Origin of the sequence: Afifella sp. JA880, assembly GCF_025379905.1 — a bacterium.
Taxonomy (GTDB): Bacteria; Pseudomonadota; Alphaproteobacteria; order Rhizobiales; family Afifellaceae; genus Afifella; species Afifella aestuarii.
In genome coordinates, this window is the sequence record NZ_JAOANH010000002.1 from 1 (window position 1) to 24,101 (window position 24,101).

The following is a 24,101-nucleotide window of genomic DNA, read 5'->3' on the forward strand; positions in this document are numbered from 1 at the left end:
GCCGTCGGCCGCCGACACAACCAGGATCGCGCCATCCATCTGCGCCGCGCCCGTGATCATGTTCTTCACATAGTCCGCGTGGCCCGGGCAGTCGACATGTGCGTAGTGACGGTTTTCCGTCTCGTATTCGACATGCGCCGTCGAGATCGTGATGCCGCGCGCCTTCTCTTCCGGCGCCGCATCAATCTGGTCGTAAGCCCGATACTCGCCGAAGAACTTCGTGATCGCTGCCGTCAGCGTCGTCTTGCCATGGTCGACGTGACCGATCGTCCCGATGTTCGCATGCGGCTTCGTGCGCGAAAATTTCTCTTTTGCCATTTCCCTCTACCAAGGCTGAGTTCGACGGGGATTTTCGGCGCGCCTAGTACGATGGTCCGCGCGATGGTGCAAGAGGCCGTGCGTCACATGCACGCGACAAAGACCATCCTGGCAAGAAGCCATAAAGATGAGGCGGCAGGATCTCGGCGGAATCATGCAGCAGAGCCCAAAGTGACGCACCCATCTTCGCACGACGCAGTCGATGCACGACGGGAAAGCGGGTCCAGGTTCGGCTCTTGTCGAAATCTGGAGCGGGTAGCGGGAATCGAACCCGCATATTCAGCTTGGAAGGCTGCTGCTCTACCATTGAGCTATACCCGCACAGCGCTTCGCGGGCCGCTGGTGGAGGGGGTTGGATTCGAACCAACGTAGGCATAGCCAACGGGTTTACAGCCCGTCCCCTTTAGCCACTCGGGCACCCCTCCGGTGCGGCCGTCGAAACGACTGGCGAAAGCGAGGTCTCGGTTGGTCAACCGAAACCGTCGGTGGCGGCGTATATGCAGGTGGCGCCCCGGCCTGTCAACGCCCGCAACACGAAAGCCCACCGTTGCCATTCCCTGAAGTTCGGTGCGAAGGGAGAAGCCGGTAAATTGAGCAAGCAAGCGATGTCCAACGATACGAATATGAGAAGGCGCCGTCGCCCCGGCGAGAAGAGCGGACGGCCCACTCGACGAAGCCCACGCACGCCCCCGGCCGATTCGCCTTCGGTCATCTACGGCTTTCACGCCGTCAGCGAAGCCTTGAAGAATCCCAAAAGAGAGATCCATCGGCTCGTCGCAACGGCCAATGCGCTCAACCGGCTGAAAGGGCTCGTGCCCGACATGGAATGGCCGGAACCCTCCTCCACCCGCGAGATGGACAAACTCCTCGGCGCCGACACGGTGCATCAAGGAGTCGCGCTTTTCTGCGATCCCCTCCCCGAGCCGGAACTATCGGACTGCGTCGGAGCCGACATGATCGTCGCGCTCGATCAGGTGACGGACCCGCACAATGTGGGCGCGGTCCTCCGCTCTGCCGCCGCCTTCGGCGCGAGCTTTCTGATCATGACAGCGCGCCATTCGCCGCCCGAGACCGGCGTTCTTGCGAAGACCGCTTCCGGCGCGCTGGAGCATGTAGAAATCGTGCGGGTGAGAAATCTCTCCAATGCGTTGGAGGAACTGCGCGACGCAGGCTTTCATCTTCTGGGGCTCGATGGAGAAGCCACAGACGCGCTCGGAGATAAGCCCGTGCCGAAACCCGCCGTTCTCGTGCTCGGCGCCGAAGGCAAAGGCCTGCGTGAAAAAACCGCTGCGACATGCGATCGGCTCGTGCGGCTTCCCACACGCCCGCCGATCGCAAGTCTCAATGTCTCCAATGCGGCAGCCATCGCGCTTTACGAAGCGAGCCGCTCCGAAAGCCTCTGAGGTATCTCAGCGGCAGAGGCGGCGCGGGCCGTGATAGGGCTGGAACGTGCCGCTGCGCGGATCAAAGCTGCGGTACTTCGAGGCGCAATAGGCATACCATTCGCGCGACCAAGGGGCGGGCCGCGCGCCGGCATAGGCCGGCGGAGCCGCATAATAGCGCGGCTGCGCCATGGCGCTGCCAAGAGCAAGCCCGAGGCCCAAGCCGGCGACACCCGCTCCTATGCTGTTCCTGTGGCGATGCCGGTAATAGTGTCGCCCATATCTGTAATGCCGTCCGCGATAGTGATGCCGCCCGCGGTAATGATGGCCGCGATATCGGTGGCCCCGGTAATGACGGCTCGGGACCCGAGGTCCTATGCGATGGCCGCCGCGCCAGTGCCGATCCTGCACCTTAATCAGCGGGGCTTCGACGCCACTCGCCGGCGAAGCCTGGGGAGCGCGAGGCATTGCTGCCATTGTCGGCGAGAGAGATGCAATCACCATCGAAAGCCCTGCCGCGATCGCGATTGCTGCCCGAGTAGACCTGGATTGCATAACGAAAATCTCCTGAGGACCGCACCACAAGATTCTCGTGCGGCCAACCATTCTTAGAATGCTAACAAATTAAGCAGCTGCATGTTCCCCAGTGAAAAGGTCCGATCACGTTTCTTTTACCCGCAGGCGTCGGAACATGGTCGATTCGCGGCTTCCGCCTCCCAAGCGTCGCCGCCCCATGCTCCGCCCCCGACGGGCATCGCGACGCCGATCGTGCGGCGTTGTTGGCAGCGCATGTTGTCCGAAAGGCGCTCATGGTGACAGGCTTGCGGGCACGCCGACGAAGCTGTTGCGCCTGTCAGAAGGAGCGGTTAGGGAATATCCGCTCCAGGCGGCTTCAAATGGCCGAATTTGGAGCTCTGAAGGCGCCCGGAAGCCACAGGCGGATCCCGCCGTCACGCGCCATGCCGGCTTAGCTCAGTTGGTAGAGCATCTGATTTGTAATCAGGGGGTCGGGGGTTCGAGTCCCTCAGCCGGCACCATTTTCACTTTGAAAAGACTGCGGTTTTTAGTCCCGGTCCGTGGAACGGATTGGGCGACAAGAGCCTGTACGGCCCCACAGAGCCCTCTCACCCCAGAGAGCGCCCGGCCGCGCCGTTGAGGCGCGGCCTTTGTCTGGCGGCCTGGACTGCGCATAAGCCCAGTCCCGGGGAATCGAGCGCCAAGTGTGGATTCCCCCATTTTCCCGTAAAATTGCAACGCCAGGAAAGAGCCGCCGAGAGACGGCGAAGGCGGCTCAACGAGATTGGCAAGAGCCGGGCGGCGCCTTAATCGCCCGGGAATCGACAGGGTGGGCGCCTCAGCCAGCCACCTTGTCGATGATCCGCCTGACATCCTCCGCGCTCGCCTTGCGCGGATTTCCGGACGTGCAGAAATCCGCCAAGGCGGAAGCAACCAGCGCATCTTTGCTCTCAGCCAGCACAGCCATGTCTGCGCCCAAAGCCTTGAGCGTCAACGGAACTCCAAAGCGCTTGTTCAGGCCCACGATCGCGTCGATCAAATTCTGCGTGCCTTGCAGGGCTGTCTCGCCTTCAAGATCGAGCAGCCGGGCCAAACGCGCGTAGCGCTCTGCCGCAGGCTCCGCAGAGTTCTTGTCGAGACCGGCATTGAACGCGATCACGTACGGCAGGAGCATGGCGTTGATGCGCCCGTGCGGAATATGCAGACGGCCTCCGATGGCATGCGCCAGCCCGTGGTTGAGACCGAGCCCGGCCGAGTTGAACGCCATGCCCGCCATGCACGAGGCGTTGTGCATCGCAATCCGGCCCTCGACGTTCTGGCCATCGGCGAAAACCACGGGGAGGTTCTTGAAGGTCAGGCTGACGGCCTTCTCGGCAAGAGCATCGGAGAAATCGGTCGCACAATGGGCGACATAGGCCTCCAGAGCATGGGTCAGCACATCCATGCCCGTATCCGCCGTGATCTGGGGCGGCACGGTGCGCACGAATTCCGGCTCCAGCAGCGCGATATCCGGAATCAATTCGTCGGAGACGAGCGGGAACTTCGTGCCCTTGTCCGGATCGGAAATCACCGAATAAGCCGTCACCTCGGAGCCGGTGCCGCTCGTCGTCGGAATGGCGATGAAGGTGATGCGGCTCCGGCTGTTCATCTCCCGCAGGATGGCCAGAATCGCTTTCGCTGCATCGATAGCCGAGCCGCCGCCGAGGCCGATGATGATCGTCGGGCGAAAGGCGGAAAGCTCCCTGGCCCCTTCCTTGACGCTGGCAATGGGCGGATCGGGGGTGACTTTGTCGTAGATCGTGACGGCGGAGCCGGAAAGGTACTGGCGCACCCGGTCCGCCACACCGAGCTTCACCATAAGCGCATCGGTGACGATACCGACCCGCTCGCCCTGGAACTCACGAAGTCGCTCGAGGGTACCCACCCCAGAGACAACCTCTGTCTTGAGTGAAAACGTATGCATGGCGCTCATCGTCTTGGCCTCCTTAGCCGAAGAGCTCCCCCGCATTTTTAGGTCCGGCGTTGCCCGGAGCTGAAAACCGGTCCCTTCGCGCCATCGCATCAAGCCCCAAGCGACATCGCATCCAGTTTCGGATCAGTGCGCCATCATCTGAAGCGTCATCAGGCTCCCGTCTAGCGATGAGGGGTAGTATGTCGGCAAATCGGACGGGCTTTGGCCCGCGCCGCAGGCTGGCGACCGGTCACGATTGCCTGAACGGTCCAGGCAGGATCGTCCGGACAACCGCGGAAGCGACCGATCTCAGGCGCTTTGTCGTCGCTTCCGACGTCTCAAATGGCCCGCATGCGTGCTCTCTGGAGCCGCCGCGCATCGTGCCCTGATGTTCATCCGCGGCATTATGCCTCTGTGTTTCCTTGCCTTTTTAGATCTTCCAACCTCACCGGTCGTGACGACGATATCCGTCTCAGCCGATCCCGGTCCGCACTTCGACAATCGAGAGCCAGGCGAAACAACCCCTGATTGACCGGATCGCGAAATCCGGCTCCCGGAAACTGATGGAACTGAAAGCGCGGCCACGGGTCATTTCACTGTCACTCAGTCCAATGCCACCGAACAAATCGGAAGGTGCAATCCATGGCGCAATCACATCCCGCCGCGGACGACGCCGTCGCCGGGCAGCCGATCCACGCAGTGCTGGTCCAGTTCCCGACCGTCTGTTTCACGCTGGCCCTCCTCACGGACCTCGCCTATTGGCAGACGGCCAATCTCATGTGGAAGAATTTCTCCGCATGGCTCCTCTTCGTCGGCCTCGTCGTCGGCGTCCTCGCCGCAATCGTCGGTATCATCGACATTCTCGTCCGCAGGTCGGCCCGCAGAAGCGGTGCAGCCTGGCCGCACGCGATCGGCAGCATCGTCGTTCTCGTGCTCGCCTTCATCAACAGCCTCATCCATGCGGGTGACGGCTGGACGGCCGTCGTTCCGTGGGGCCTCACCCTCTCCATTCTCACCGTCCTCGTTATGATAGCGACCGGATTTCTCGGTCGCTCCATGACTGCAAGGAGTCACCGAGGAGATGGCGACCATGCCTAGCTCACACAACACCTTCGCCGGCCGCACCCTCGCCCTTGCCGGCAGCGTTCTCCTGACCGCCATGCTGGCGAGTTGCGGTGACGACGGCTCAGACTTCGACATTTCGCAACAGATCGGTCCCGACCCGGTTCTCCCGGAGCCTGATCCTCCGCTCATTGCCAACATGAATGTGGCGGAGGTGATCGGCTGGAACGAGGGCGAAACACCGTCCGTCCCCGATGGTCTCGCCATCACCGCCTATGCCCAGGATCTCGCCAATCCGCGGGCGCTGCACACGCTGCCGAATGGCGACGTTCTCGTCATCCAATCGCGAGGTCCAGGAGGCGAACCCGTGTCGCGCCCCAAGGACATCATCCGCGGATGGATCATGTCCTTCGCTCATGGCGGGGGCGGCGATACGAAGGAAAGCAATCTCATCACGCTCCTGCGCGATACCGACCGGGACGGAACCGTAGACGAGCGTCACGATCTTCTGACCGGACTGAACTCCCCCTTCGGCGTCGCCTGGGCTGACGGCACGCTCTACGTGGCCGCAACCGACGCCATCCTCACCTATCCCTACGCGCTCGGAGACACCGAGATTTCGGCCTCGCCGGAAGTGCTCACTCCGCTTCCAGGCGGACCGATCGACCATCATTGGACGAAGGATCTCGCCCTCTCCCCGGACGGGCAGAGCCTCTTCGTGTCGGTCGGCTCCAACTCCAACATCCTGGAAAACGGACTGGAGGCCGAAAAAGGTCGCGCCGCAATCTGGCAGGTCGACCGTCAAACCGGCGCAGCGCGGGTCTACGCCTCGGGACTCCGCAACCCGAATGGCCTGACCTTCAATCCGCAGACCGGCGCGCTCTGGGCGGTCGTCAACGAGCGCGACGAACTCGGGCCGAACCTTGTCCCCGACTACATGACCTCCGTCCAGCAGGGCGCCTTTTACGGCTGGCCGTGGAGCTATTACGGCGACCATGTCGACGAGCGCGTCCGCCCAAAAAGGCCCGATATGGTGGAGAAGGCGATCGCGCCGGACTACGCCCTCTCGAGTCACGTCGCGCCTTTGGGCATGACCTTTTCGTTGAACTCTGCCCTGCCACAAGCCTATCGCAACGGCGCCTTCGTCGGCGAGCACGGCAGCTGGAACCGCAGCTTCTTCAACGGCTACAAGGTCGTCTTCATCCCGTTTGAGAACGGTATACCCTCTGGCATGGCGCAAGATGTGGTGACCGGTTTCATTGATGGCGACGAAGCGCATGGCCGCCCGGTCGGTGTTGGGATCGACGGCACCGGAGCTCTCTTGATCGCCGATGACGCCGGCAACACAGTCTGGCGCGTGGCAGCCGCCGACGGCTCCGTGACCCCCCAACCGATCGGCACCGATCAGGTCTCGGCCGCGTCTGCGGGCAGTGCCGGAGCCTCCGGTGCAACCTCGGGATCGGCAGCAGGCAGCTCCAGCCCGCAGCAATCGCCAGAGGCGGCTTCGCCATCTGGCACAACGTCGGCGCCAGATCAGGCCTCCACACCTGCCGACCAGGAGAGGCCCGCCGCCTCTGCCGACGAGATGATGACAGGTCAGGCGCCCGTCGCACCGCCGGCGGATTCGGCACCTGCTCCCGGCCAGACGGAGATCGCTCCGGCCGTGCTTCCGCAGACAGAGCCGGCACCGAACTCTAGCGGAAACCAGTGACAGGCGAGCCGGCGTTCTGCGGAGCCACGGAGCGACGGCAACGGCCCCCATATGACATTAACAAAACCAAACATCATATTGGTTTATAACGTGATTTAGGAAGAATCACCTGGAGCGGCGGCGGGCGTGAGTTTCAGCACGCCGCCCTCACTCCTCCGGGCGCAGGAAGCGGTAGCCGACCCCGGGCTCGTTCAGGATGTAGCGGGGGCTCGCCGGATCATCGCCGAGTTTCTGGCGCAGACGTCCGACGAAGACGCGCAGATACTGCACGTCGTCGGCATTCGCAGGCCCCCAGACGCTCGTCAGGATCTGCCGATGGGTGAGGATGCGGCCGGCATTGCGCATCAGGTAGGTCAGAAGTTCGAATTCTTTCGGCGTCAGCTTGAGCTTCTCCGCCGCCAGCGACACCTCGTGGCGGGCGAGATCGAGCTTCAGATCACCGACCACGATCTCGGCGCTGTCCTCTCCGGTTTTTCGCGCGGGACGCAGGAGAACCCGCACGCGCGCCAGAAACTCCGGGATTCCGAAAGGCTTGACCACGTAGTCGTTCGCCCCGGCATCGAGGGCGGCGACCTTCTCATCCTCGCCTTCCCTGACGGACAGCACGAGAATCGGCAGGTTCGACCATTCGCGAAGGCGCGTGATCACCTCCTTGCCATCGATATCGGGCAGACCGAGATCGAGAATGACGAGGTCGGGCTCCTTCAAGGCGACGGCCTCCACCCCCTTGCGTCCATTCTCCGCCTCGAAAACCTCAAAACCATGCGCTCCGAGCGCCACCCGGAGGAACTTCCGGATCTGCGGCTCGTCGTCGACGATCAGGATACGCGTGGCGCTCATGGTTCTGCCGTCGCCTTCTTCGGCACCTCGGGAGCAAGAGGGAGCTTCACATTTATGACGGTTCCGCGGCCGCCCGAGCCCGTGCCGATGGTGATCTCGCCGCCATGTGCCTCCACGATGCCCTTGCAGATGGCGAGCCCGAGGCCGGTGCCGGCTCTCTGCGCGTCACCGGCACGCACGCGATAAAACATGTCGAACACACGGGCGCGGTCCTCGACCGGGATGCCCGGGCCCTCGTCACGCACCGAGAGATGAAGCTGCCCCGCCTCGACGCGGCCCGAAACCGCGATCTCGGTGCCGGCCTCGGCATATTTCGCAGCATTGTCGAGAAGATTCGCGATGACCTGCTCTAAAAGTACGGGATCACCCGCAGCCATGGGCAAGTCACGCGGCAGCTCGATGGCGAGGGTATGTTCCGCAAGGCGCCGCCGAAGCTGACGAACGGCGCGGCCCACCACCTCCCGCATGTCGACCCAGTCGCGCCGGACATGCAATGCGCCATAGCCGAGACGCGTCATGTCGAGGAGATTCTGGATATAGCGGTTGAGCCGCTCGCCCTCGTCGCGGATGGTTTCGGCCATCGCCACGCGACCCGACGGGCCGAGCGCTTCATCGGCCTCCAGGAGACCCGAAGCGGCTCCGATGATGGAAACGAGCGGCGTGCGCAGATCGTGGCTGACGGACGACAGAAGCGCCGCGCGGAGCCGCTCCGTCTCCGAAAGAAGCCGCGTCTCCTCCATGTCGGCCGCCAGACGCGTGCGCTCGACGGCGATCGCCACCTGATCGACGAGCGCTTCCAGGAGGCGGCGCTCGTCGGGAGCGAGCGGCTGCGAGCGCGCAAAGCTGACGCCGAGCAGCCCTTCCCGGCCATGCGCCGTCTTGAGCGGCAGAAACAGCCACGAAGACGCCGGCAGTGTCGGCGAGCCCCAGCCGGCGATTTCTCCATGCTCCCAGGCCCATTCGGCCGCTCCGCGATCCTTCGCCTCGAGCTGATCCTCGGGCGGATAGCCGCCGAGGATGGTCAGCTGCCCGTCCGGGCCGGGCCCGAGGATGAGCGAGGAGCAGTTCAGCGTCGAGGCAACGTGGTGGACGGCCGCCCAGACCACATCGTCGAGGGACGCTGCGCTCGCGATCTTGCGGCTGAAATCATAGAGCGCGGCCGTACGCCTAGCGATGTTGCGCTGTGCCTTCACCTGCGCGCGCAGCCGCGCCGCGAGATTGCCGGTCGCGATCGCCACGGCGAGATAGAGGAAAAGGGTGCGGACCACCGTCTCGCTGTGGACGCTGAACGTATAATACGGCTCGGTCAGAAAGTAGTTGTAGGCGAGGAAGGACAGGACGCTCGCATAGATCGAGGGCCAGAGGCCGTACCGCGTGGCGAGGGCGATCACCGAGGCGAGGTAGAGGAGCGACAGGCTCTCCACCGGCAGAGCCCGATGGACCGCCGCGCCAATCGCGCTGCTCGCGAGAACGGCCACGGTCGCCACCCCATAGGCTTCCGCCTCCCAGGTCGGAAAGAGATGCGGCGCCCTCACCTTGTCGCGACGCGCTCGCGTAGCGTCCGAGGCAATCACCGTGACCTCGAAATCCCTCGCGGCCCGGATGATCTCGTTCGCCACGTTCTCGCGAAAGAACCGCGCTGAAAAGGTGCGCATGCGCGGCCGACCGACGACGATGCGGCTGACATTGCGCGAGCGTGCAAAAGCGAGAATCTCTTGCGCGATGCGCGATTCTGCGTTGAGCGAAGCGACTTCGCCGCCGAGGGTCTCGGCGAGCCTCAGCGTCTCGGCGATCTGATCCTTCGCGGCCTCCGGCAGGCTCTCCGAGGCCGGGGTGACGACATGCACCGCGATCCACGGAAAGCGGCCGCGGTCGGCAGCCCGTTTGGCGGCCCGTACCAGCACGCCGGCGACCGGCGATTCGTTGACGCAAACGAGGATTCTCTCCTGTGTCGGCCACGGTCCCGGGATCGCGTGGCTCTTCATATGCGCCATCATCTGCGCGTCGACGCGATCGGCCGCGACGCGCATGGCAAGCTCGCGCAGAGCCGTCAGATTGCCCTTGGAGAAGAAGTTCTGGATGGCCCGCGCAATCTGCTCCTGGACGTAGACCTTCCCCTCACGCAGCCTTTCGATCAGTTCATCGGGTGGCAGGTCGATCAGCTCGATCTCATCCGCCAGTTCGACGACGCGATCGGGCACCGTCTCGCGCACACGCACGCCGGAGATGCGCGCGACGACGTCGTTGAGGCTCTCCAGGTGCTGGATGTTGAGCGTCGTATAGACGTCGATGCCCGCGCCGATCAGCTCCTCCACATCCTGCCAGCGCTTCGGATGCCGGCTTTCCGGAACGTTGGTGTGGGCGAGTTCGTCGACTAGGACGAGACCCGGCCGACGCTTCAGGATCGCATCGACGTCCATCTCGGAGAGAAACCGACCGCGATAGAGGACGCGCCGCCTCGGGATGATTTCAAGCCCGGCTGCAAGGCGTTCCGTCTCGGCGCGGCCATGCGTTTCGACGACGCCGACGGCAACGTCGAGCCCTGCCGTGCGGCGCTCGCGCGCTGCTTCGAGCATGGAATAGGTCTTGCCGACGCCGGGCGCTGCGCCGAGGAAAATCTTGAGCCGCCCCCTTCCTTCCCGCGATGCTTCCGCAAGAAGAGCCTCAGGCTCAGGACGGTTATCCGGCTCGTTCATTGCGTCCTGCTGATCGCCCCTTCCGCCACCGGCACGCCGTTATTCCCGGCTGGCCGAAGCTCGTCGAGCGCCAGGTTGAGCGCAAGAACATTCACGCGTGCCTCGCCGAAAAGACCGAGGCTGCGCCCCTCGATATGACGCGCGACCAGGTCGCGCATCTGCTGCAGGGGAAGGTCTCGCGCCTTGGCGACACGCGGCGCCTGAAAGAAGGCCGCTTCCGGAGAGATGTGCGGATCGAGACCGCTGCCCGATGTCGTGACGAGATCGACGGGCACGCGCGTACCGCCGGCTTCCCGGCTGAGCCTTTCGGCCTCGCTCGAAACCCGCTCGAGGAGGGCCGCGCTGGTGGGACCGAGATTGCTGCCTCCGGACGCGCCGGCATCGACGTCACCGGCCGACGGCCGCGGATGGAAATAGCCCGGAGCCGAAAATGTCTGGGCGACCAGACGGGATCCCACGACCTGTCCGTTGCGCTCGACGAGGCTGCCGGCGGCCTCGGCCGGAAACAGCGTTTGAGCGAGACCGGTCATGGCGAGCGGATAGCAGAGGCCGAGAAGCACGGTCATGAGAACCGAAAGAACGATGGCAGGGCGAAGCTGGTCGATCATGGCTTTGCTCAGACGATTGCGATGGAGGTGATGAAAAGGTCGATGGCCTTGATGCCGATGAAGGGCACGATCAGCCCCCCGAGGCCGTAGATGAGAAGATTGCGCCGCAAGAGGCTCGCGGCCGTCGCCGGCGCATAGCGCACGCCCTTCAAGGCGAGCGGGATGAGCGCGATGATGACGAGCGCGTTGAAGATCACCGCCGACAGAATGGCGCTTGCCGGGCTTTCCAAGCGCATGACGTTGAGCGCTGCGAGACCTGGATAAGCGGCGACGAAAATCGCCGGCAGGATCGCGAAATATTTTGCCACGTCATTGGCGATCGAGAAGGTCGTGAGCGAACCGCGGCTGATCAGCAGCTGCTTGCCCACGAGCACGATCTCGATGAGTTTCGTCGGATCGCTGTCGAGATCGATGAGATTGCCGGCCTCCTTGGCGGCGGGCGTGCCGGAATTCATGGCGACGCCGACATCGGCCTGCGCCAGCGCCGGCGCATCGTTGGACCCGTCGCCGCACATGGCGACGAGTTTGCCCCCCGCCTGCTCGGCGCGAATGAGTTCGAGTTTCTTTTCCGGCGTCGCCTCCGCCAGGAAATCGTCGACGCCGGCTTCGGCCGCGATCGCAGCGGCCGTCAGCGGGTTGTCGCCCGTCACCATGACGGTGCGCACCCCCATGCGCCGGAGCTCGGCAAAGCGCTCGCGGATACCGGGCTTCACCACATCCTTCAGATGCACGACGCCGATCGGCTTGCGGTCGGCGGCGACGACGAGCGGCGTGCCCCCGGAGCGGGCGATGCGTTCGATGAGGCGCGAAAGCTCCGGCGTCGGCGCCTTGTCGCACCAGGCGAGAATCGCGTCGCTCGCCCCTTTGCGGATCGCGCGCCCGTCTTTCAGATCCGCCCCTGAAATGCGGGTCTGCGCGCTGAACGGAATAGCCGCGACCACGCGGTCGTCGTGATCGATCTGCCGGCCGAGGCGCTTGCGGGCAAGGTCGACGATCGATTTTCCTTCCGGCGTCTCGTCTGCCGCCGAAGCGAGATGGGCGAGCTCGGCAAGCTGCCGTTCATCGACGCCCGAAACCGGCAGAAAATCGTCGGCCATCCGGTTGCCGAAGGTGATCGTTCCTGTCTTGTCGAGGAGAAGCGTGTCGACATCGCCCGCCGCCTCGACAGCCCGACCGGACTTGGCAATGACGTTCGCCTTCACCAGCCGGTCCATGCCGGCAATCCCGATCGCCGAGAGAAGACCTCCAATCGTCGTCGGGATGAGAGTGACGAGAAGCGCGATCAGGAAGGCCACAGGAACCGTCGCGCCGGAATAAAGCAGGAAAGGCTCGAGCGTCGCGGTGACGATCAGGAAGATGATGGTCATGCCGGCAAGCAGGATCCCGAGCGCCACCTCGTTCGGCGTCTTCTGCCGTTCCGCTCCCTCCACGAGCGCGATCATGCGGTCGAGAAACGTCTCGCCCGGCTTCGACGTCACCTTCACCTTCAGCCAGTCGGAGACGAGGCGCGTACCGCCGGTGACGGCGGAGCGATCGCCCCCCGCCTCACGAATGACGGGGGCGGATTCGCCGGTGATCGCCGATTCGTCGACCGAGGCGATGCCGTCGACGATCTCACCATCCGCCGGGACGATGTCGCCCACTTCGACGAGAACGAGATCGCCGGGTTTCAGCGTGTGGCTCGAAACTGTCCGCGTCTCCATCGCGTCGAGTGCCGCGAGAAGCTTCGCAGGCGTTTCTGTCTGCGTCGCCCGCAGCGTGTCCGCCCGCGCCTTGCCACGACCTTCCGCCATCGCTTCGGCAAAGGTCGCGAAATAGACCGTGAACCAGAGCCAGGCTGCGATCTGGCCCACCACCGCCGTCTCGTCGGCACCGGTCACGAGGCCGCGCAGGAAAAGGAGCGTGGAGAGCGCCGCCGCCACCTCCGTGACGAAGATGACAGGGTTCTTCATCAGATGACGCGGGTCGAGCTTGACGAGCGCCACGCGCAAAGCCGGCCCCGTCACCTGCATGTCGAAGAGAGAAATGTCGGGCTTTCTGCGCATGGTGCCTGGCTTTCTGACAGGATGCTGATGGAGGGCCGCGGCGTCGGCGCTCGGGAGATCGCCGCGGGTTGCGGCCTGCAAAGGAGCTTGCGGCATCAGAACGTCTCCCCGGCGAGCATCGCCGTGTGTTCGGCAATCGGCCCGAGGGCGAGCGCCGGAAAGAAGGTGAGCCCGCCGAGGATCAGGACGACCGCGACGAGAAGTGTGACGAAGAGAGGACCGTCCGTCGGAAATGTGCCGGCCGAGGCCGCGACCTTCTTCTTGGCCGCCAGCGAGCCGGCGATCGCCAGCATCGGCACGATGAAGACGTAGCGGCCGAGGAGCATGGCAATCCCGAGGAGCGTGTCGTGGAAGGGCGTGGCGGCCCCGAAGCCCGCAAAGGCGGAGCCGTTGTTCCCCGTCGCCGAGGAATAGGCGTAAAGGATCTCCGACAGCCCATGCGGGCCTTTATCCTGGAGCGAGGCGAGCGCCACCGGGAGAGTGGCGGCCGCGGCGCCGAAGACGAGGACGCCGAGCGGCATCACCAGGAAGGCGATGACGGCGAGCTTCACCTCTCTCGTCTCGATCTTGCGTCCGAGATATTCAGGCGTTCTCCCGACCATCAATCCGGCCAGGAAGACCGTCAGCACGATGAAGGCGAGCATGCCGTAGAAGCCGGAGCCGACACCGCCGAAGACCACCTCGCCGACCTGCATGAGCAGCATCGGCGCGAGAGCACCGAGCGGCGTAAAGCTATCGTGCATGGAATTGACCGAGCCATTGGAGGCGGCAGTCGTCGCCGTCGCCCAGAGCGCCGATTCGCCGACGCCGAAGCGAACTTCCTTGCCCTCCATATTGCCGGCAGCCTGCTCAACGGGAAGGTTCGCGAAGAGCGCATTGCCTTCGCTCTCCGCCCCATAGGTGAGCGCCAGCGCGCCGAGAAAGAGGATGCCCATGGCGGCAAATATCGCCACGCCCTGGCGCATATCACGCACCATGCGACCAAACATGAAGGTGAAGGCCGCCGGGATGAGGAGGATCGCCGCCATCTCGGCGAAGTTCGAAAGCGGCGTCGGGTTTTCATAAGGCACGGCGGAATTGGCGTTGAAGAAGCCGCCGCCGTTGGTGCCGAGCTGCTTGATGGCGATCTGCGCCGCTGCTGGCCCCTGGGCGATCGTCTGCCGTGCGCCCTCGAGCGTCGTGGCATCCACATAGGCGAACAGGTTTTGCGGCACCCCCTGCCAGACGAGAAAGAGCGTGAAGAGGATCGAGAGCGGTAAGAGCAGGTAGAGAACCGCCCGGGTGAGATCGACCCAGAAATTGCCGAGATTGCGCGCATCCGCGCCATCGGACGCGCGACCGGCGAAGCCTCGGATCACGGCGGCACCGACGGCGATGCCGGTCGCGGCCGAGACGAAGTTCTGCACCGTCAGCCCCGCCATCTGGCTGAGATACGAAAGCGTCGTCTCACCTCCGTAGGCCTGCCAGTTGGTGTTGGTGACGAAGCTGACCGCCGTGTTGAAAGCGAGATCGGGCGCAAGCCCCCCAAAACCTTGCGGGTTGAGCGGCAGGTGGCCCTGCAGCCGCAGGATCGCATAGAGGATCAGCCAGCCGACCGCGTTGAAGGCGAGGCAGGCGGCCGCGTAGCGTGCCCAATTCTGACCCGCCTCGGGATCGATGCCGCCGGTGCGATAGAAAAGCCGCTCGATCGGGCCGAGGACCGGCGTCAGGACTGTTCGTTCTCCCGAAAAGAGCCGCGCCATGAAGAGGCCGAGCGGCCAGGCGAGCGCCGTGACCGCAACGCAGTAGACGATGAAAAGCAGGATGTCGGACGACATGGTCGCACCTCAAAGCTTTTCTGGGTTGAGGAGCGCCCAGACGAGATAGCCGAGAAGGGCGGGCGCCACGACAGCGCCGAGCACAAGGTCGAAAGCCATCGCTCAAAGCCTCTCGATGAGGCGCAGCGAAAGGGCCGCGGCAGCGAAAAATCCAAGTGCGAGGCCGACAAAGAAAACGTCGAGCATTTCATCTCCATCATCCGGAACGTGACCGGAGGATGGGAGCGGAGGCCATAAACGGGCCATTCGCGTTTTTGGCGGATCGCATCAACGAGGCATAAATGAAGGAGGCGACATCGGGCCTCCCTCACACGACCACGACGTCACACAGAGTCCCCAAGGGCAAACCAAGGGCCATTCGGGGTGAAGCGCCCTGCCCGCCCTCAGCCGCAATGCTTGGATGAACGTTTCGATCGAAGTCGTTGAGACGATTCTGGACTTCGCAGTCGGAATGCCTCGCCGGAGGCTAACGCGACGCGGGCTCCGTTTCCGAAGCCGGGCTCCCGTCATCTGCCTTTCGGTCCGGCTCGTGCCATTTCTGAGCGAGGCCGGAAAGGTCATCGAACGTATTGGACGTATCCGACACCGTGCGGCCCATCCCGCATCCGCCAAGCGTTCCAAGAACGGCGAAAAGACCAAGCGCCAACGCGGCTTGCGTCACGACCTTCGAGGCGACGTTCGGAGAGGAGGTGTCCTTTCGACGTTGAATGGCGCGCATTGTTCTTCCCCTCGTCACGGCAGCTCGTTTGAGATCAATCGCTCGACCGTACGAGCCAGCATCCGACAGCCGAAGACGATATCTTCTTCGGCCGTATCTTCGTCGATATCATGGCTGCGTCCACCGATGCTCGGTACGAAAAACATCGCCGCCGGCATCGTCTGACCGATAATCATGCAGTCGTGACCGGCTCCGCTTGCAAGCCGCATCGGTTGTTCGCCGAGATCTGCGGCCGCTTCGGCGAGTTCCCCCGCAAGTTTTGCATTGGTCATCGTCGGAGGGACTCGCGTGGTCACGTCGACGGAGACAGCAAGCCCGGTCTCGCGCTGAAGTCCCGCCGCCTTGTCGTGCACCGCCGATTCCATTCGCTCCAGCCGCTCCAGGTCGCCGTCGCGAAACTCCAGCGCAAGTTCGGCCTGAGACGGCACGACGTTCGGGGCGCCCGGCCTCAACGCCACACTGCCGATATTCCACACGGTCTCCGCTCCGGAGAGTTCCAGAAAGGCCGAATCCACCCAGGACGCGAAAGCGAAGATCGCGCGGCCGGCATCGCGGCGCATCGTCATTGGCGTGGTTCCGGCGTGATCTGCACGCCCCTCCGCCTTCACGCTCATTCGGCGCGTGCCGGCAAAGCCGGTGACGATGCCGATCCTCCGCCCGGCAGCGAGAAGCCGCGGTCCCTGTTCGATGTGGCCCTCGAGGAAACCAATGAGACGACGCCTGTCGGCGACGATCGGATCGCCCGAGAAACCTGCCGAAGCGATGGCAGAGGTGAGCGCCTCGCCATCCGATCGGTGCGCATGCCCAACGTCCCCCTCCGACAGGAGCCCGGCGAGGCTCTTGGAGCCGAGGAGAGGCAGATAGGTACCCTCCTCATCCTGGAAGGCGATGACATCGATACCGACAGGCACGCTCGTGCCGCTCTCGCGAAATGCCCGCGCGACTTCGAGCGCGTAGATGACACCCATGGCACCATCGAGCCAGCCGCCACGCGGCACCGTGTCGGAATGCGAACCGAGCAGCAGAGCCCGGTCGACGTCCGGCCACGCCCCGTAGACATTGCCGAAACGATCCTGCTTCACGACGAGACCGATTTCGCTCAGCCTCTCTTTGAGCCAGTCGCGCGACGCGACATCGGCCAGCGAAAATGCGATCCGATCGACCCCGGTCTTGTACTTTCCGAATTCGGCGAGGCGCCGCAAATCTGCGATCAGCCGTTCACTCTTGATCTCAACCACAGCCGGCTCTTCATTCTGGCGCGGACGAAGCCAGAGCGATCGATGCACCGCCCCGACTGCCGCGAACACGTGAAGGCTCCTTCATGGCGCGGATCGCGAGCCTCGTCGAGCGCCGAAGGCACGACCACGGGCATGGACGCCTTCGACGACAGCGGACCGCCCCGACCGCGATGCAGAAAGCTCAGGAGGGATCGTCTCCGAAATACTGCGTGCGCAAACGCTCCACCAGCTCGCTCTCTTCGGCCCAGAGGACCTCGACGGTCAAATCTCGCGTCAGACCGGAATTTCGGCTGACGCCGAAACCATATTTGTCCGGCTCGAAGATCGGACCCACGACGTCGAGCGGCTCGTCCTGATGCGTGTGGGCGTAATATTCCAGGACAGGCGCATCGGCGATGATCGCATCAATATCGCCATCAAGGAGACCGGCCACAGCCCCTTCGAGATCATTGTAGGCCCGCGTCTCGAGAAAGGCCTGCTGGGCGAAAGCCTCCGAAACACCGCCCTTGAACACTCCGACGGTTTTTCCCGGCAGATCGGCTAGACTGTCGATCTGACTGTTGATCGAAATCGCCGTCATGACGCTCGTGACAGTCGACGTCAGATAGGCGACGACAGCGACACCGCAGACGAGCCAGAGGGCTGCCCAGACCCGGCCGACCCAGCCGAACAGGTTCTTGCGGATCGGAGCCCGCCCGGACGTCGCCACCGACATGACGGAGTAAAAGCCCTCGGCAAGCGAATCGGGCCACGTCTTAGGAAACTCCGGATCGAAGCGCCGATAATAGAGGGTGCTCAGGACGGTCGCCACGAGAATGACGAAGGCGAGCCAAAGATAGGCTCTCAGAAAGCCGCTATCCCTCAACCCCGACACGACCTCGCTGAAGCCGGCCCCAGCATCCTCGTTGATCATGATCCGAAGGCCGGCGTCGAACCAGGGATAGGTGAAGTCTATCCGGAGGGCGCGCTGTTCGGTGATGGAGAGATTGGTAACCGCAACGTCGATCTCGCCAGAAGCCGTCGCGTCTAGAAGTGCCGCAATGGTCGGATAGGGCTGGTAGTTCGTTTTGAAGTTCTGTCGCCCGGCGATCGTCTCCCAGAGATCAATCGCCATGCCCTCATAGCGGTTGTCCTGCTTCATGACAAAAGGCGGGCTCATGTAAAGCCCGACATCGACTGCACGCGGCGATGCTTGCTCCTGCGTCTGTTCGTCAGGGGCGGCCGGTTCTCCGTCAGAGGTTTGGGCAAATGCATCGCCCGGAGCACTCATGAGAACGAGAACAAGCAAAAGCATCACGTAGTGAGACAGTGCCGTCCACCGCCTATTGAGAACAAAACGAATTGATAGCTTCACTGAGACTGTCCCCCGGCGCCCTTCTTCGGATTTTCGATTGCTTCGCCCACATCTTCGTCAAGATGTCTTAGCCGTCGCCTAACAGAACCTCGGAACGCCAACTTTCCGGCCGGCGAAACCCGCTGGCCTCCAAGCGAAATCGGTTTTCCGAAGATGCGAACCTCGCGCGGCCTCACGCGTTCAGCTTGCGACGGACGACGACGGTTTCACAGCAAAGAAAGAGCGAGAGAAAGAGGCGAGATGTCCGACACTCTGTGGTGGCAGCATGGAACGATCTACCAAATCTATCCGCGATCTTTTCAAGATTCGAATGGCGACGGCATCGGCGACCTGGAAGGCATCCGCCAACGCCTTCCCTATCTCACCTGGCTCGGCGTCGACGCCGTCTGGATCTCGCCCTTCTGTCTCTCTCCGATGGCCGATTTCGGATACGACGTTGCCGATTATTGCGACGTCGATCCGATCTTCGGGACGCTTGAGGATTTCGACCGCCTGAGCGCCGACATCCACAAAGCGGGCATGAAGCTCATCCTGGATTTCGTGCCGAACCACACGTCGGACCGGCACCCCTGGTTTCAGGAGAGCCGCATTTCGCGCGAGTGCCCGAAACGGGACTGGTATATCTGGCGCGACCCGGCTCCGGACGGTGGCCCCCCGAACAACTGGATCTCCAATTTTGGTGGCAGCGCCTGGCAGTTCGACGAAGCGACGGGCCAGTATTACTACCATGCCTTCCTGAAGGAGCAGCCCGACCTCAACTGGCGAAACCCGGAAGTGCGGTGGGCCATGCACGACGCCCTGCGCTTCTGGCTAGACCGGGGTGTCGATGGGTTCCGCGTCGACGTGATCTGGCACCTGATCAAGGATGCCAACCTGCGCGACAACCCCATCAATCCTGCCTACGAGCCGCATCAGCGCGAGCTCAATCGCCTGCTCGAGGTTCATTCCTGCGATCAGCCGGAAGTGCACGAGGTGATCGCTGAGATGCGCGCCGTGCTCGAAGAGTACGACGAGCGTGTCCTGATCGGCGAAATCTATCTGCCGATCGAGCGCTTGATGGCCTATTACGGCCACGACCTCAAAGGCGCGCACCTCCCGTTCAATTTCCAGCTCCTACAATCGGCCTGGGATGCCCGCCACATCGACAATCTCATCCGCGAATACGAGACGGCGCTTCCCGAAGGCGGGTGGCCGAATTGGGTGCTCGGAAACCACGACCAGGCGCGCATCGCCGATCGTCTCGGCCCCGCCCAGGCGCGGGTTGCGGCTTTGCTGCTTCTCACCCTTCGAGGCACGCCCACGCTCTATTACGGCGATGAGATCGGCATGGTGCAGGTCCCGATCCCTCCCGAACGCGTGCAGGATCCGTGGGAGAAGAACGAGCCGGGCCTCGGCTTCAATCGCGATCCGGCGCGCACCCCGATGCAATGGGATGAGAGCGACCACGTCGGCTTTTCGACTGTCGAGCCCTGGCTGCCGGTGGATCACCGAGAGAGCGACCGCAACGTCGCCGCCCAGAAGCAGGATCGATCCTCGCTTCTCTGCCTCTACAAGCGATTGCTCGAGCTGAGGCGCGAGCGAAAGGCTCTTTCCATCGGACGCTATGTGCCCGTAACGGCCAATGGAGACATCCTCGCGTTTCGCCGCGAGCACGGCGAGGAGCGCTTTCTGATCGTCCTCAACCTCGGCAGCACCACCCATCGGTCGATTTTGGATGAGGGCGTGCGTGGCCACGTCCTCGTGTCTTGCCTCGGAAGAGAGGGCGGCGACGAGCTCTCCGGCACCATCGAGATACCGGCAAACGAAGGCCTCATCATCGAACTCGCCGACTGATCTCAAACCTAAGGCAGGAGCCCTGCAATGCTCGATCTCTGGTACAAGAACGCTGTCATCTATTGCCTTGATGTGGACGCCTATATGGACGGCAATGGTGACGGCGTCGGCGATTTCCGCGGGCTGGCCGATCGCCTCGATCACATCGAGGCGCTGGGCGCGACCTGCATCTGGCTCCTGCCCTTCTACCCGACACCCAACCGCGACAACGGCTACGACATTTCCGATTTCTACAACGTCGATCCACGTCTCGGCTCACTCGGGGATTTCGTCGCCTTCACGCGCGCAGCGGCAGACAGAGGCCTGCGGGTGCTGGTCGACCTCGTCGTCAACCACACCTCGACGGACCATCCCTGGTTCCAAAGCGCCCGCTCCGGCCCCAACTCCCCCTATCGCGATTGGTATGTGTGGTCGGAGGAAAAGCCGGAGAACATCCACGACGGCATCGTGTTTCCCGGCGTGCAAGAGGCGATCTGGACCTACGACCAGAAGGCCAAGGCCTGGTACCTTCACCGCTTCTACAAACACCAGGCCGATCTCAACATCGCCAACCCGGCGGTGCGCGAAGAGATCGACAAGATCATGGGTTTTTGGCTGCAGCTCGGCGTCTCGGGCTTCCGTATAGATGCCGTGCCCTTCCTGATCGAATATCTCGGCCTTGATCACGCACCGGCCCGCAACCCGGCCGAGTATCTCTCTGACATGCGCCGCTTCCTCTCCTGGCGAAAGGCGGAATCGGTCCTTCTCGCCGAAGCTAACGTCACCATGAAGGAGGTGACGAGCTATTTCGGCGAAGACGGCAACCGCATGCACATGGTCTTCAACTTTATGCTGAACCAGCACATGTTCCTGGCCATGACGCGCCGCGACGCCGAGCCGATCCGCCGCATCATGTCGATCATGCCGGATCTGCCTGTGGAAGGTCAGTGGGGCTCCTTCCTCCGGAACCACGACGAAGTCGATCTCGGCCGCTTGTCCTCGCAAGAGCGCCAGGAGGTTTTCGACGCGATGGCGCCCGACCCCGGAATGATCGTCTATGATCGGGGCATCCGTCGCCGCCTCGCACCGATGCTCGAAGGCGATGTGCGCCGCCTCAAGCTCGCTTACGCCCTCATGTTTGCGCTGCCCGGAACACCCGTCATCTGGTACGGCGAGGAAATCGGCATGGGCGACGACCTAAGCCTTGAGGAGCGCAATTCCGTGCGCACGCCGTTGCAATGGTCGAACCGCAAGAACGGCGGCTTTTCCTCAGCCGATCCCGAGGCTCTCGTTCGTCCTGTCCTGAGCGACGGCCCTTTCGCCTACGACAAGGTCAACATCGCCGACGCGATGCACGACCCGGAATCACTCCTCTCCTTCGTGCGAGAGCTCGTGCGCATTCGCCGTTCTCTGCCGGAGATCGGATGGGGAGAATGGACGCTGATGGATGGCGATACGCGAGTCCTCGCCATGCGTTGCGAATGGAAAGGAAACGTTACCTGCACCTATCACAACCTTTCCGACCAGGATGTGGAGGTAACTCTCGAACCCGCGCAGGAAAGCGAGACCGGGGAGACCGCCTATACCTCCGTTCTCTTCGGACCCGGCGCCCCCCCTCGCGACTTGAAACCAGGCGCCAGCCTGAGGCTCGCGCCCTACGGTTTTGCCTGGCTGCGGCCAGACCAGGAGCGCCGCTGACCGGGAGCCGCTGAAGTCCCAGCGGCAGCACCCAACCACGCCTGAAATTCGTTCTTTCTCAACCACATCTTGCCTTGCCCCGACGCTTTGCGTTCAGGAGGTCAGCCTCAGATCAGACAGACATCCCATTAGATCTCGATTCAAAGAGGTTTCGACATGGGAGCTATCCGCAAGGCGAAAGCGCTTTCCACCCACGTATTGTGGGTGATGAGCCTGTTCGCCCTCCTGGCTGTTGGCGGGATGTTGTTCGTCGTTCTGCAAGCGCTCGTGGGCACGGACCATGTCTCCATCGAAAGACAGCAGCAGCTCGTGCGCCATGCCATGGAGGCCCAGGAGGCACGTGTCTCCGAAGAGCAAAAAAGCATCACATGGTGGGATGAAGCCGTGGAGGCGGTCAACGCCCGAGATATGCCGTGGATTCACGAGAATCTCGGCGAATGGATGTATCAGTTTTTCGCCCACGACCGCACCCTTGTCGTCGCCCCTGACAACCGCCCAATCTACGCCATGGAAGGAGGCAGGGCAGCGGATCTCAGGAATGCCCGTGAGGTGCTGGACATCGTAGAGCCCGAACTGGCGACCCTCCACCGCCGTTTCGCGGAAGTCGAAGGCCGCGACGCCGTCGTCGAGCGCAGTGTCAAGATGATCGGCGGACGTCCCGCGATCATTAGCCTCCTCCCGCTCCTGGCTTATTCGGAAGAGCTGCGTGTCACACCAGGCTCGGAGTACGTGCTCGTCAGCGTGCAGTTCATCGACCGCGCCTTCCTCGATCACATACGTGACGGCTACCTTCTGACCAGGGCCCGCATCCAGGCGAAAGAGCCAGAGAGGTTCGAGGAAACCTCTCTGCCGGTTCTGGACCACAAGGGCAACACGCTCGCCTATCTCGCCTGGGCACCTGACCTGCCCGGTCGCGAAATCCTCAACCAGGTGCTTCCGACAGCCGTGATCGCGGGTCTCGCGATGCTTGCGCTTATCGCCTTCTACGCCCGCAACGTCTACCGAAGCTCGGCCGAGATCGAGGCTGGGCGCCTACGCGCACTCCATCTCGCGTCGCACGACGGGCTGACCGGCCTGCCCAATCGCTCAGGCGTCATCCAACAGCTGGAGCGCGTCCTGCCTCTGGCAGGCGGAGAGACCATTGCCCTCCTTTTCGCCGATCTCGACCGCTTCAAGGAAGTGAACGACACCTACGGGCATCCAGCGGGCGATGATGTCATCCAGCAGTTCGCAGACCGCGTCACGAGCCTGCTCGGCGAAAACGACACGCTGGGGCGCCTCGGCGGCGACGAATTCGCCATCCTTCTTCGCAATCTCGCCACGCCAGACGATATCTCGCTGATCTGCGAGCGCATCCTCGCATGCGCCAACGCGCCTTTCTCGATCGCAGGAGGCACGGCCCATGTCGGCGTCTCGATCGGCTACACCTTCCTTCATCCCGACATGCCTCGAAGTGAATCTCTAAGGCGCGCCGACATTGCGCTTTATGCGGCCAAGCGCGAAGGCCGCGACCGCTTCGTCGCCTTCTCCCAGGAGATGGACGAAGCCCTGCGCGCCCGCCATCTCATCGAAGAAGAACTTGCGGCGACGCTGCTGCGGGGCGGTCGCGATCTCGTCCTTCACTATCAGCCGCAAGTGGCGGGGCGCGACGGCGAAATTCGCGGGGTGGAAGCGCTTTTGCGTTGGCGTCACCCGCGGCTCGGCTTCCTTTTGCCCGGCGCCTTCATTGGCCTCGCTGAAGACACCCGCCTCGTGGCCAAGCTCGACGAGTGGGTTCTGCGCCACGCCTGTCGTCAGGCGCGCGAATGGCCGAAGCTGACCATCGCCGTGAACATATCGCCATGCTCGTTCGAACGGCACGGGCTTGCCGGGCGCCTGCTCCGGATCATGCACGAGGAAAGGGTAAATCCGAACCAGATCGAAATCGAAATCACGGAAAGCGTCCTCCTCAAGGAAGGCAGAAGTGCTGCAGAGGAATTGCTGCATCTGAGAAGCCATGGCGTGCGGGTCGCGCTCGACGATTTCGGCACGGGCTATTCGAGCCTCAACCGGCTCAGGATGCTGAAGGTCGACAAAGTGAAGATCGACCGCTCCTTCGTGCAACCGATCGGAGAAACGGCCGATTCGACCGCGATCGTCGACGCGATCGTCGAACTCGGCCACGCGCTTGGACTTTTGGTGACGGCTGAAGGCGTCGAAACCGAGCGGCAGCGCGAATATCTGCGTTTCATCGGCTGCGACGAAATCCAGGGCTTCTTGTTTTCCGGGCCGGTCCCGCCAGAAGCGATCAACGACATGCTGATCGAAGAAAGACAACGCGGCGCCGCCTGATTGC

At 63.2% G+C, this 24,101-nt stretch carries 17 protein-coding genes and 3 tRNA genes; 7 read left to right on the forward strand and 13 right to left on the reverse strand.

The features are described 5' to 3' along the window. From NYQ83_RS08180 to NYQ83_RS08190, 3 genes are all read right to left on the reverse strand, one after another. On the reverse strand, positions 1-318 hold a 318-nt coding region (locus NYQ83_RS08180), incomplete at its 3' end, for a GTP-binding protein (protein WP_261214013.1). Positions 319-565: 247 nt separating this feature from the next. Further along, a tRNA-Gly gene (locus NYQ83_RS08185) sits at positions 566-639 on the reverse strand. A 19-nt stretch (positions 640-658) separates the two neighbouring features. Next, positions 659-743: transfer RNA gene (locus NYQ83_RS08190), tRNA-Tyr, on the reverse strand. 198 nt (positions 744-941) lie between these two features. On the opposite strand from NYQ83_RS08190, the gene rlmB reads away from it, so the two are divergent. Next, a complete protein-coding gene (gene rlmB / locus NYQ83_RS08195) occupies positions 942-1,721 on the forward strand; it encodes a 23S rRNA (guanosine(2251)-2'-O)-methyltransferase RlmB (RefSeq protein ID WP_261214014.1) in 780 nt (259 codons plus the stop codon). 6 nt (positions 1,722-1,727) lie between these two features. Here the strand turns inward: rlmB and NYQ83_RS08200 are convergent, their stop codons facing one another. Beyond that, entirely contained in the window at positions 1,728-1,922 is a 195-nt protein-coding gene (locus NYQ83_RS08200) for a BA14K family protein (protein WP_246008400.1), read from the reverse strand. A 739-nt stretch (positions 1,923-2,661) separates the two neighbouring features. On the opposite strand from NYQ83_RS08200, the gene NYQ83_RS08205 reads away from it, so the two are divergent. Next, positions 2,662-2,737, forward strand: a tRNA-Thr gene (locus NYQ83_RS08205). A 317-nt stretch (positions 2,738-3,054) separates the two neighbouring features. Here NYQ83_RS08205 and NYQ83_RS08210 read toward each other — a convergent pair. Continuing rightward, a complete protein-coding gene (locus tag NYQ83_RS08210; RefSeq protein WP_261214015.1) occupies positions 3,055-4,188 on the reverse strand; it encodes a 1-propanol dehydrogenase PduQ in 1,134 nt (377 codons plus the stop codon). Between the two features lie 621 nt (positions 4,189-4,809). On the opposite strand from NYQ83_RS08210, the gene NYQ83_RS08215 reads away from it, so the two are divergent. After that, positions 4,810-5,265 (forward strand): DUF2231 domain-containing protein, encoded by a 456-nt coding sequence (locus NYQ83_RS08215; RefSeq protein WP_261214016.1) that lies wholly within the window; start codon positions 4,810-4,812, stop codon positions 5,263-5,265. Continuing rightward, the gene (locus NYQ83_RS08220) at positions 5,258-6,940 is read left to right on the forward strand and encodes a PQQ-dependent sugar dehydrogenase (RefSeq protein ID WP_409976982.1); all 1,683 of its coding nucleotides are present in this window, start codon (positions 5,258-5,260) and stop codon (positions 6,938-6,940) included. Before NYQ83_RS08215 ends, NYQ83_RS08220 begins: the two co-directional genes overlap by 8 nt. A 147-nt stretch (positions 6,941-7,087) precedes the next feature. Here the strand turns inward: NYQ83_RS08220 and NYQ83_RS08225 are convergent, their stop codons facing one another. The 8 genes from NYQ83_RS08225 to NYQ83_RS08260 all read right to left on the reverse strand — a co-directional run bounded on the left by NYQ83_RS08225 (position 7,088) and on the right by NYQ83_RS08260 (position 18,061). Further along, the gene (locus NYQ83_RS08225) at positions 7,088-7,780 is read right to left on the reverse strand and encodes a response regulator (RefSeq protein WP_261214017.1); all 693 of its coding nucleotides are present in this window, start codon (positions 7,778-7,780) and stop codon (positions 7,088-7,090) included. Beyond that, on the reverse strand, positions 7,777-10,476 hold the full coding sequence (locus NYQ83_RS08230) for a sensor histidine kinase (protein ID WP_261214018.1): 2,700 nt from the start codon (positions 10,474-10,476) through the stop codon (positions 7,777-7,779). Before NYQ83_RS08230 ends, NYQ83_RS08225 begins: the two co-directional genes overlap by 4 nt. Further along, positions 10,473-11,084 (reverse strand): potassium-transporting ATPase subunit KdpC, encoded by a 612-nt coding sequence (gene kdpC / locus NYQ83_RS08235; RefSeq protein WP_261214019.1) that lies wholly within the window; start codon positions 11,082-11,084, stop codon positions 10,473-10,475. Before kdpC ends, NYQ83_RS08230 begins: the two co-directional genes overlap by 4 nt. A gap of 8 nt (positions 11,085-11,092) precedes the next feature. Further along, positions 11,093-13,129: a potassium-transporting ATPase subunit KdpB gene (kdpB, locus tag NYQ83_RS08240; protein ID WP_261215138.1), complete on the reverse strand. Its 2,037-nt coding sequence runs from the start codon at positions 13,127-13,129 to the stop codon at positions 11,093-11,095. 95 nt (positions 13,130-13,224) lie between these two features. Next, on the reverse strand, positions 13,225-14,946 hold the full coding sequence (kdpA, locus tag NYQ83_RS08245) for a potassium-transporting ATPase subunit KdpA (protein WP_261214020.1): 1,722 nt from the start codon (positions 14,944-14,946) through the stop codon (positions 13,225-13,227). Between the two features lie 9 nt (positions 14,947-14,955). Next, positions 14,956-15,045: a K(+)-transporting ATPase subunit F gene (kdpF, locus tag NYQ83_RS08250; RefSeq protein ID WP_261214021.1), complete on the reverse strand. Its 90-nt coding sequence runs from the start codon at positions 15,043-15,045 to the stop codon at positions 14,956-14,958. Between the two features lie 633 nt (positions 15,046-15,678). Then, positions 15,679-16,971: a hydantoinase/carbamoylase family amidase gene (locus NYQ83_RS08255; RefSeq protein ID WP_261214022.1), complete on the reverse strand. Its 1,293-nt coding sequence runs from the start codon at positions 16,969-16,971 to the stop codon at positions 15,679-15,681. Between the two features lie 112 nt (positions 16,972-17,083). Continuing rightward, positions 17,084-18,061 (reverse strand): transporter substrate-binding domain-containing protein, encoded by a 978-nt coding sequence (locus NYQ83_RS08260; RefSeq protein WP_314733299.1) that lies wholly within the window; start codon positions 18,059-18,061, stop codon positions 17,084-17,086. 435 nt (positions 18,062-18,496) lie between these two features. Between NYQ83_RS08260 and NYQ83_RS08265 the strand changes: the two genes are divergently transcribed. The 3 genes from NYQ83_RS08265 (at position 18,497) to NYQ83_RS08275 (ending at position 24,097) form a co-directional block, all read left to right on the forward strand. Then, positions 18,497-20,089: an alpha-amylase family glycosyl hydrolase gene (locus NYQ83_RS08265; protein WP_261214024.1), complete on the forward strand. Its 1,593-nt coding sequence runs from the start codon at positions 18,497-18,499 to the stop codon at positions 20,087-20,089. Positions 20,090-20,116: 27 nt separating this feature from the next. Continuing rightward, positions 20,117-21,766, forward strand: coding sequence for an alpha-amylase family protein (locus tag NYQ83_RS08270; RefSeq protein WP_261214025.1), 1,650 nt, complete (start codon positions 20,117-20,119; stop codon positions 21,764-21,766). 156 nt (positions 21,767-21,922) lie between these two features. Continuing rightward, positions 21,923-24,097, forward strand: coding sequence for a putative bifunctional diguanylate cyclase/phosphodiesterase (locus tag NYQ83_RS08275; RefSeq protein WP_261214027.1), 2,175 nt, complete (start codon positions 21,923-21,925; stop codon positions 24,095-24,097). Positions 24,098-24,101 lie beyond the last annotated feature (4 nt).

Excerpts from the sequence above, each read along its gene's own strand:
- NYQ83_RS08225 (WP_261214017.1), bottom strand. The coding sequence starts at position 7,780 with ATGAGCGCCACGCGTATCCTGATCGTCGACGACGAGCCGCAGATCCGG.
- NYQ83_RS08230 (WP_261214018.1), bottom strand. The coding sequence starts at position 10,476 with ATGAACGAGCCGGATAACCGTCCTGAGCCTGAGGCTCTTCTTGCGGAA.
- NYQ83_RS08270 (WP_261214025.1), top strand. The coding sequence starts at position 20,117 with ATGCTCGATCTCTGGTACAAGAACGCTGTCATCTATTGCCTTGATGTG.
- kdpB (WP_261215138.1), bottom strand. The coding sequence starts at position 13,129 with ATGCGCAGAAAGCCCGACATTTCTCTCTTCGACATGCAGGTGACGGGG.
- NYQ83_RS08260 (WP_314733299.1), bottom strand. The coding sequence starts at position 18,061 with ATGAGCCCGCCTTTTGTCATGAAGCAGGACAACCGCTATGAGGGCATG.
- kdpF (WP_261214021.1), bottom strand. The coding sequence starts at position 15,045 with ATGGCTTTCGACCTTGTGCTCGGCGCTGTCGTGGCGCCCGCCCTTCTC.
- kdpA (WP_261214020.1), bottom strand. The coding sequence starts at position 14,946 with ATGTCGTCCGACATCCTGCTTTTCATCGTCTACTGCGTTGCGGTCACG.
- rlmB (WP_261214014.1), top strand. The coding sequence starts at position 942 with ATGAGAAGGCGCCGTCGCCCCGGCGAGAAGAGCGGACGGCCCACTCGA.
- NYQ83_RS08265 (WP_261214024.1), top strand. The coding sequence starts at position 18,497 with ATGTCCGACACTCTGTGGTGGCAGCATGGAACGATCTACCAAATCTAT.
- NYQ83_RS08215 (WP_261214016.1), top strand. The coding sequence starts at position 4,810 with ATGGCGCAATCACATCCCGCCGCGGACGACGCCGTCGCCGGGCAGCCG.
- NYQ83_RS08275 (WP_261214027.1), top strand. The coding sequence starts at position 21,923 with ATGGGAGCTATCCGCAAGGCGAAAGCGCTTTCCACCCACGTATTGTGG.
- kdpC (WP_261214019.1), bottom strand. The coding sequence starts at position 11,084 with ATGATCGACCAGCTTCGCCCTGCCATCGTTCTTTCGGTTCTCATGACC.
- NYQ83_RS08210 (WP_261214015.1), bottom strand. The coding sequence starts at position 4,188 with ATGAGCGCCATGCATACGTTTTCACTCAAGACAGAGGTTGTCTCTGGG.
- NYQ83_RS08220 (WP_409976982.1), top strand. The coding sequence starts at position 5,258 with ATGCCTAGCTCACACAACACCTTCGCCGGCCGCACCCTCGCCCTTGCC.